General features: G+C 66.2%; 6 protein-coding genes. All 6 read right to left on the minus strand.

Annotation, left to right across the window (positions count from 1 at the left end; translation table 11 throughout):
* The 6 genes from moaD to ACK4ZD_RS10830 are packed head-to-tail and all read right to left on the minus strand — an operon-like array spanning nt 1 to nt 6,001.
* On the minus strand, nt 1–252 hold the full coding sequence (moaD, locus tag ACK4ZD_RS10805; protein WP_409661615.1) for a molybdopterin converting factor subunit 1: 252 nt from the start codon (nt 250–252) through the stop codon (nt 1–3).
* Complete coding sequence (gene glp / locus ACK4ZD_RS10810; RefSeq protein WP_409661618.1) at nt 249–1,481, minus strand: gephyrin-like molybdotransferase Glp; 1,233 nt, start codon at nt 1,479–1,481, stop codon at nt 249–251. The genes moaD and glp overlap by 4 nt, the downstream gene beginning before the upstream one ends.
* Nucleotides 1,393–1,983, minus strand: coding sequence for a molybdopterin-guanine dinucleotide biosynthesis protein B (gene mobB / locus ACK4ZD_RS10815; protein ID WP_409661633.1), 591 nt, complete (start codon nt 1,981–1,983; stop codon nt 1,393–1,395). Before mobB ends, glp begins: the two co-directional genes overlap by 89 nt.
* Before the next feature lie 34 nt (nt 1,984–2,017).
* Nucleotides 2,018–3,427, minus strand: a complete 1,410-nt coding sequence (gene thrC, locus ACK4ZD_RS10820) for a threonine synthase (protein WP_409661621.1) — start codon at nt 3,425–3,427, stop codon at nt 2,018–2,020.
* Nucleotides 3,428–3,431: 4 nt separating this feature from the next.
* The gene (locus ACK4ZD_RS10825) at nt 3,432–4,766 is read right to left on the minus strand and encodes a homoserine dehydrogenase (protein ID WP_409661624.1); all 1,335 of its coding nucleotides are present in this window, start codon (nt 4,764–4,766) and stop codon (nt 3,432–3,434) included.
* Complete coding sequence (locus tag ACK4ZD_RS10830; protein WP_409661627.1) at nt 4,763–6,001, minus strand: pyridoxal phosphate-dependent aminotransferase; 1,239 nt, start codon at nt 5,999–6,001, stop codon at nt 4,763–4,765. Before ACK4ZD_RS10830 ends, ACK4ZD_RS10825 begins: the two co-directional genes overlap by 4 nt.
* Nucleotides 6,002–6,082 lie beyond the last annotated feature (81 nt).

Below are 6,082 nucleotides of genomic sequence, written 5' to 3' on the forward strand. Positions count from 1 at the left end.
TCAGCCTCCGGTCACAGGAGGAAAGAAGGCCACCTCGGCACCGTCGCGCAGCGGCGCCGATTCATCGCACAGCGTCTGGTCCAGCGCCGCGCGCAGGGCGCGGCCGGGGGCCAGGGCCTCGGCATGGGCCCCCGAGCGGGACTGCAGCAAGGCGCGCAGGCTGCCCACGGTGCTGCCCTCGGGCGCCTCGATGCTCTCCTGCGGGCCCAGGGCCTCGCGGATCGAGGCAAAGTACTTCACTGTGACCTTCATTGCATCCACTCGGCAAAAGAAACGAAACGCACCCGATCCCCTCGGGAGATGGGCTGCCCGGGCGGCACGTCGACGACGCCGTCGGCCCACACAGCCGAGGTGAGCACCCCCGAACTCTGGTTCGGGAACAAGGCGAGCCGCCCGTCGCCCTCGCGCCGCACACGCAGGAACTCGCGCCGACGGTCGGGCCGAGGCCAGTCGAAACCCGCTTCCAGCCACACGCCGGGCGGCGCGGCGGGATCGGCCCCCTGCAGGGCCAGCAGGAAGGGACGGACCAGCAGCAAGAAGGTGATGAAGCTCGATACCGGGTTGCCCGGCAAGCCGATGAAGGCCGCTTCGCCGCCCCCCTCACGCCGAACCTGGCCGAAGGCCAGCGGCTTGCCAGGCTTGATCGCGATCTGCCACAGGTCCAGGCGCCCTTCGGCGTTCACGGCCGGACGGATGTGATCCTCCTCTCCCACCGATACTCCGCCCGAGCTGAGGATCAGATCGTGATCGCGTGCCGCTTCGCGCAGGGCTGCACGTGTAGATTCCAGACTGTCAGGCACGATGCCCAGATCGGTACACGCGCAGCCGAACTGGGCGAGCAGCCCCCGCAGCGTGTCGCGGTTGGCGTTGTAGATGGCTCCTGGCCGCAGCGGCTGGCCGGGCATCACGAGTTCATCACCGGTGGACAGCAAGGCCACACGCACGCGGCGCATCACGGTCAGGCTCGCCGCCCCGGCCGTGGCCGCCAGGCCCAGGGCCTGGGGTGTCAGGCGCCGGCCGCGGGCCAGCACCACCGCGCCCTCACGCAGATCCTCCCCGCGCTGCCGCACCCACTGCCCCGGTGCCGGCACGGCAAGGATCCGCACCGAACCGTCCAGCGGCTCGCACTGCTCCTGCATCACGACGGCATCGGCACCCTCGGGCAGCGGCGCCCCAGTGAAGATGCGTGCTGCGCTGCCGGGTTGCAGCACCGAGCCGACCTGCCCAGCGGCAATGCGCTGACTCACCGGCAGGACGGTGCCGGCTGCCGGCACATCGGCCGAGCGCACGGCATAACCGTCCATCGAGCTGTTGGCCAGCGGGGGGACGTCCAGCGGCGAAACCAGATCGCGCGCCAGCACTCGGCCCAGGGCCTGGGCGGTGGGCAACTCCTCAGTCCCGGCGATCGGCGTAGCCGCTGCCAGCAGCTTCGCCAGGGCCTCGTCCAGGCTGAGCATCGGGGAACGGGAATCGATACTCATAACGATCCTGATTGTGCAGCAGGTGCTCCACCACGCTGGCGGCATCGTTCAAGTCCAGCACCGGGCGCAAGGTGGCATGGGGCAACTGCCCGGGGCTGTCGGTGGCGATCGCCGTCACGAAGGGATCCTCGATGTACTGCGCAGGACGACCGAGCGAGGCTCTCCACACCTCGATCTTGAAGAGGTCGGCGTGCTTGAAACCCTCCACGAGCACCCAGTCGCAATCGTAGAGTTCGGCAATGAGTTGATGGACGGTGGGCTCGCAAGGCACCTCGAACTCCCGGATCTTGGCCAGGCGCCGGTCGGAGGCCACCACCACTTCGAAGGCGCCGGCCTGGCGGTGGCGCCAGGAATCCTTGCCCGGGTGATCGACGTCGAAGGTGTGGTGGGCATGCTTGACCACTGACACCCGCTGCCCCGCCAGCTTCAGACCGGCGATCACTTGCTCGACCAGCGTGGTCTTGCCCGACCCGGAGTATCCGCAAAAACCCACCACCTTCATGCGCGTGTCCCGCGTGCCCTGGAGCCGGCACGTGTCAACGAACATTCTCGGCGATGTAGCGCTTCACCGCGTCGGCATCGGCCCCCATGACCTTGAAGCGTCTGGGGAGGTTCTCCAGTCCCTGCAGGGCGGCCGGCCGCTCGGGTTCGCGGCCCAGGGCCTCGCGGATGGTCTCGGCGAACTTGGCGGGCAAGGCCGTCTCCAGGACGATCATCGGGATGCCCTGCTCCAGATGCTCGCGGGCCACCTTCACCCCATCGGCCGTGTGAGTGTCGATCATGACGCCAAAACGCGCGTACACGTCACGGATGGTCGCCAGCCGGTCGGCGTGGGTGCTGCGGCCAGAGGCGAAGCCATAGTCGGCCACCTTGGCGAATTCCGCTGGCGTGAGCGAGAAGGCGCCCGTGCGCTCCACGGCCTCGCAAAAAAGCTGTGCGGTACGTCCGGCGTCGCGCCCCAGCAAATCGAACACGAAGCGTTCGAAGTTGGAGGCCTTCGAGATGTCCATCGAGGGACTCGAAGTCTCGAAGGTCTCCGCCGCCTTGCGCACCCGGTATGTCCCGGTGCGGAAAAACTCGTCGAGCACGTCGTTCTCGTTGGTGGCCACCACCAGACGACGGATCGGCAATCCCATCATGCGGGCCACATGGCCGGCGCAAACGTTGCCGAAGTTGCCCGAGGGGACGCAGAAGCTCACCACCTCATCATTGCTGCGAGTGGCCTGGAAGTAGCCGGCGAAGTAGTACACCACCTGAGCCAGCAGCCGCGCCCAATTGATGGAGTTCACCGTTCCGATCTTGTGGCGACGCTTGAAGTCCAGGTCGTTCGACACGGCCTTGACGATGTCCTGGCAGTCGTCGAATACCCCCTCGATGGCCAGATTGTGGATGTTGGCATCGGGCAGGCTGTACATCTGAGCCTGCTGGAAGGAGCTCATGCGGCCATGGGGCGAGAGCATGAAGACACGCACCCCCCGCTTGCCGCGCATCGCATACTCGGCCGCACTGCCGGTATCGCCCGAGGTTGCCCCCAGAATGTTGAGCTCCTCGCCGCGGCGGCCGAGCTCATACTCGAACAACTGGCCCAACAGTTGCATCGCCACGTCCTTGAAGGCCAGCGTCGGTCCATTGGACAGCGCCTCCAGGTAGAAGCCCTCACCCAGCGGCTTGAGCGGCGTAATGGCCTCGGTACCGAACACCTCCTTGGTGTAGGTGCGCGTGACCAGCGCACGCAGGTCGGCGGCCGGAATGTCGTCGATGTACAGCGACAGGATCTCGAAGGCGAGCTCGGCATAGCTCAGGCCACGCCAGCGCAGCAAGGTGGCCCCATCCACGCGGGGATAGGCCACGGGCAGGTACAGCCCGCCATCGGGCGCTAGGCCCTCCAACAGAATGTCCGAGAAGCCGCGCTCAGTGCGGTCGCCGCGGGTGCTGATGTACTTCATGGTCTCAGTTCAGCTCTTCCTTGCGGATGCGCACGATGGGCTCGAGCACCGTGGGCAGGGCCTGCATCTTCGCGATCGCCCCATTCATGCGGCCTTCGCGGGTCTCGTGCGTCAGGATGATCAGGTCGGTCTGGTTCTCGTCGTCGCCCGCCTCGCGCTGCAATACGGCATCGATGGAGATGTCGTGCTCGGCCAGGATGCCGGTGATGCGTGCGAGGACGCCCGTCTGGTCGGCCACGCGCAGCCGCAGGTAAAAGGAGGTGACCACGTCCTCGATCGGCAGGACCGGCACATTGTCCAGCGCGTCGGGCTGGAATGCCAGGTGGGGCACGCGATGGTCAGGGTCTGCCGTGTGCAGGCGGGTCACGTCCACCAGGTCGGCCACCACTGCCGAGGCGGTAGGCTCCGAGCCAGCGCCCTTGCCATAGTAAAGCGTCGAGCCCACCGCGTCGCCATGCACCACGACCGCGTTCATCGCACCCTCCACGTTGGCGATGAGCCGCTTGGCCGGCACCAGAGTGGGATGCACGCGCAGCTCGATACCGCCGCCGGGCAGATCGTCGCGGCGGCGCGTCACGCCCAGCAGCTTGATGCGATAGCCGAGCTGTTCGGCATAGGTGATGTCGGCCGCCTTCAGCCGGGTAATGCCTTCGACATAGGCCTTGTCGAACTGCATCGGAACGCCGAAGGCGATCGCGCTCATGATGGTGGCCTTGTGCGCTGCATCCACGCCTTCGATGTCGAAGGTCGGATCAGCCTCGGCGTAACCCAAGCGCTGCGCCTCCCGAAGCACGGTGTCGAAGTCCAGCCCTTTGGAGCGCATCTCGCTCAGGATGAAGTTCGTGGTGCCGTTGATGATGCCGGCGATCCATTGAATGCGGTTGGCCGTGAGGCCCTCGCGCAGCGCCTTGATGATCGGAATGCCCCCGGCCACGGCGGCCTCGAAGGCGACCATCACGCCCTTGTCGCTGGCCGCGGCGAAGATCTCGGTGCCGTGCACGGCCAGCAGGGCCTTGTTGGCCGTGACCACGTGCTTGCCCGCGGCGATCGCCTTGAGCACCAACTCGCGGGCGCGGGTGGTGCCGCCGATCAGTTCGACGACGATGTCCACCTGCGGGTCGGTCGCGACGGCGTCGAGATCGTCGCTGATCGTGAGCTCCTCGCCCAAGGCGGCGCGGGCTTTGGCCGGGTTGCGCGCGCCCACACGGGTCACCACGATGCCGCGGCCGGCGCGGCGCTGGATCTCGGCCTGGTTGCGTGCCAGCACGTTGACGACACCGGTGGCGACGACGCCGGCCCCCAGCAGGCCCAGGCGCATCGGATTCTGAAAGGAGTTCATGCGTTCGATCCGTGAGAGTGACGCTTGCGGTAGTGCTCGAGGAAGCGGGCGATGCGGCCGATCGCCTCGGCCAGGTCATCGGAGTTGGGCAAGAAGACCAGGCGGAAATGATCCGGATGCGGCCAGTTGAAGCCGGTGCCCTGCACGATGAGCACTTTCTCCTCGGCCAGCAGTTCGTAGGCAAGCTGCTGGTCGTCGGCCACAGGATAGAGCTTGGGGTCCAGACGCGGGAACATGTACAGCGCCGCCTTGGGCTTGACGCAGGTAACACCGGGGATCTCGGTCAGCAGCTTGTGAGCGAGGTCACGCTGGCGGCACAGGCGGCCACCCGGCGCGACCAGATCCTTGATGCTCTGGTAGCCCCCAAGCGCCGTTTGGATGGCCAGTTGACCCGGCGTGTTCGCGCACAGACGCATCGAGGCCAACATGTTCAGGCCCTCGATGTAGTCCCGCGCATGCTTTTTCTCACCAGACACCACCATCCAGCCGGCCCGGTAGCCGCAGGAGCGGTAGTTCTTCGACAGCCCGTTGAAGGTGACGAAGAGCACGTCGTCGGCCAGCGACGCGATGCTGGTGTGCGTGTGGCCGTCGTACAGCGTCTTATCGTAGATCTCGTCGGCGAAGACGATGAGCTGGTGCTGACGCGCGATCTCGACCAGCTCCAGCAAGACCGACTCAGGGTACAGGGCGCCCGTCGGGTTGTTCGGATTGATCACCACCAGCGCCTTGGTGCGCGGCGTGATCTTGGCCCTGATGTCGGCAATGTCGGGCATCCAATCGGACTGCTCGTCGCACATGTAATGCACCGGCGTGCCCCCGGACAGCGACACCACCGCGGTGTACAGCGGATAGTCGGGCGCAGGGATCAGCACCTCGTCGCCATCGTTGAGCAAGGCGTTCATGCTCATCGCGATCAGCTCGGACGCCCCATTGCCCAGGTAGACATCATCCACCGTCACACCACGGATGTTCTTCTCCTGCGTGTAGTGCACCACTGCCCGGCGCGGCGCGAACAGGCCTTTGGAGTCAGTGTAGCCCGCGGTGTGCGGCAGGTTGCGGATCATGTCCTGCACGATCTCGTCGGGCGGCTCCAGCCCGAACACCGCCAGGTTGCCGATGTTCAGCTTGATGATCTTGTGGCCCTCTTCCTCCATCTCACGGGCCTTCTCGAGCACCGGCCCGCGGATGTCGTAGCAGACATTGGCCAGCTTGGCCGACTTGGCGACGGGTTTCACGAGGACACTCCCTGGGCACGAGCCCTTGAAAGGACTGCGGCTATCGCAGATTGCACAATCTTGCTGCAGTGCAAAACCTAT

Origin of the sequence: Caldimonas sp. (assembly GCF_046291045.1) — a bacterium.
In the GTDB taxonomy this organism is placed as follows: domain Bacteria; phylum Pseudomonadota; class Gammaproteobacteria; order Burkholderiales; family Burkholderiaceae_C; genus Caldimonas.

Bases quoted from the DNA above. Each gene is read 5' to 3' on its own strand.
- moaD (WP_409661615.1), bottom strand. From the start codon at position 252: ATGAAGGTCACAGTGAAGTACTTTGCCTCGATCCGCGAGGCCCTGGGC.
- glp (WP_409661618.1), bottom strand. From the start codon at position 1,481: ATGAGTATCGATTCCCGTTCCCCGATGCTCAGCCTGGACGAGGCCCTG.
- mobB (WP_409661633.1), bottom strand. From the start codon at position 1,983: ATGAAGGTGGTGGGTTTTTGCGGATACTCCGGGTCGGGCAAGACCACG.
- thrC (WP_409661621.1), bottom strand. From the start codon at position 3,427: ATGAAGTACATCAGCACCCGCGGCGACCGCACTGAGCGCGGCTTCTCG.
- ACK4ZD_RS10825 (WP_409661624.1), bottom strand. From the start codon at position 4,766: ATGAACTCCTTTCAGAATCCGATGCGCCTGGGCCTGCTGGGGGCCGGC.